Annotated in this window: 1 protein-coding gene; it reads right to left on the bottom strand. The window is 45.5% G+C overall.

The features are described 5' to 3' along the window. The coding region (locus tag VE944_RS03340) for an SMC family ATPase (RefSeq protein ID WP_324972246.1) at positions 1-2,288 on the bottom strand (2,288 nt) is incomplete at both ends.

The following is a 2,288-nucleotide window of genomic DNA, read 5'->3' as shown; positions in this document are numbered from 1 at the left end:
CCACTCAGCCGCGAAAGGAGTTGATTTGTCTCGGCTTCCAGTTGCGGTAACACATTCTCAATCATCAATGCTTGGATACCATTTTTACCAAAAGCTTGTGCTAATTCCTGATAAACACGATATTCCTGCTTGCAAGATTGGAGTTGCTGCTGCTGTTGTTCATACTGAATTTGCAGCGTTTCTAGTTGATGCGCCAACTGCTCTAAACGCCCTAATTTGGCAATTTGCTCATCGAGTTGGCGTCTGCGTATTGCTAACTGCTGCTCTAAAGCTTGAATTTGGGCAGATGGGTTAGCTGTTGCTTGTAGTTGCTGGATAATGCTTTCGATTTGTCCGCCAAGTTTTTGCCGTTCCGTTACTCTGGCGCTTCTAGATTCCTCTAACTCTTGCAATCTCGTCTGGAGTTGCGGATACTGCTGCTGGGCTGATAGGAGTTGTTGATACCGCAAATGCCAAGATTGAGCTTGGCGGACAGCTATACGCAGATTGTTGTGCTGCTCGGAACTGTAGGCAATTTCGGTAATGTGACGCTCAAGAGCCGCGATTTGTTTAGCACATTCAGAATCAATCTGATCCTGCTGAATTTTGGCTTGTAATTGAGCAATTTGGGATTGTAATTCTGGTTTTCGGGCTAATAGTTGCGCTTGTCGCTTAGTAGCATCCTTAATCTGCCCTTGTTTAATTTCTGCCCATCGCCACCGTTCAACTTCACTCCGGGCGAGGGCGTGGTCTTGTTCATTATAATTAGCTTGTTGCAGATATTGGTCTAGCTGCCGGAGTTCGGCTTGTTTATCGGGAGCGTAATCACCAGCTTGGAGCGATCGCTCTAAATGTTGTTTTTCAGCAGCAATTTGCTGTAACTGTTGTTGGACATCAGTTGTAGCTTCTAACTGGGCTGCCAACTGTCCCCGTTGTTCGCGTAAACCATCGTAGCCCGCCAACTGTTGGGAAATTTCCCGATATTCCTGCCTAAGTACCTGTATTTCTCTGTCTGATACAGCCATTTGTTCTCGCACTACCCAAAACTGCCCTTGAGTATCCTCTAACTCAGCCTGGGTTTTTTCCACTACCCGGCTCCAGTGATGTTCGTCTAAAGGACGCTCACATAATGGACAAAGTGCTTCAGGATTTTGGAGCATTTGCAATTTCTGCTCTAATTCTCCCAGCAGTTTTTCATAGTCGCGTTGATGAGCTTGCAGGCGTTCGATAAAGTGCCGCCTTTCTTGCCCTTTTTCTTGGACTCGTTGCAGATAAACCCGCTTTTTCTCCAGTTCTTCAATCTGGATTGCCACATCCATCACCGCTTGTTGCAGTTGCGGCTGGCGACGGTGCTGGCGTTGCAATTGGTTTTCAGTACTTTGGAGTTGTTCGAGTCGCGCGACTAAACCAGCATGAGTGCGATCGAGTTGGCTTTGTAAAGTTGCTCGTTGCTGCAACAAGGGAGTAACTTGCATTTGCAATTGATCTAAACGCCCAACATGGTGACGGGCTGCGGTTAGTTGTGACAAAGCAGCTTCTACTTCACCTGATTTAGTCAGAGTTTGCTGAATATCTCGCTCTTGTTGCTGCAAAGCTTCGATTTGGGCTTGGGCTTGTTGCAGTTGCCGTTCGATTTCGTGAATTTGTTTGGTAAGCTGTTGTTGCTTTTGTTGGCGAGTCTGCCCAGCGCGGGTGTATTCTTCAAATTTGGCAGCAAAGGCTTCTTCTTGAGATTGGAGACTTTGATATTGGGCGTATCCAGCTTTAATTTCAGCTTCTTGGTGTAATATTTTTTCTAAATCTGATAGCTGAGAGCCAATAGCTGATTGTTCTTGTTGGAGGCGATCGCAATCTTGGGTAAGATTTTGGTATTGCTGTTTTACAAAATTGAGTTGTTGTTCCCAATTTTGGCGCTGGTGCTGGACAACTTGCAAACTTTGTAATTGAATATTATCAAAAGCTTGCACCTGTTGCAGTTGGTTGAGTTCGGCTTCTAACTCCACTCTTTGCGCTTGGGTTGTCTCGCGTTGTTGCAACTGAATTTTAATCGACTCCAAAGAACGCTCTAACTCTACTGCCCTTGCTTTGAACTGACGAGAAGATTCCTTTGCCCGTTCTTCCAAATCATCATACTGATTGAGTTTCAACAACTCCGCTAAAATTTCTTTGCGTTCCGTGGGGCGTTTGAGCATGAACTCATCTGCACGGCCTTGGCGTAAGTAAGCAGAATTAATAAATGTATCGTAATCGAGCTTGATATGTTCTAGAATCAAATCTTGGGTTGCTCTTACCCCTTTGCCAGTGAGTGA

This window comes from Nostoc sp., assembly GCF_035638895.1.
Lineage (GTDB): Bacteria > Cyanobacteriota > Cyanobacteriia > Cyanobacteriales > Nostocaceae > Nostoc.
This window is presented reverse-complemented; position numbering and strand designations above follow the sequence as displayed.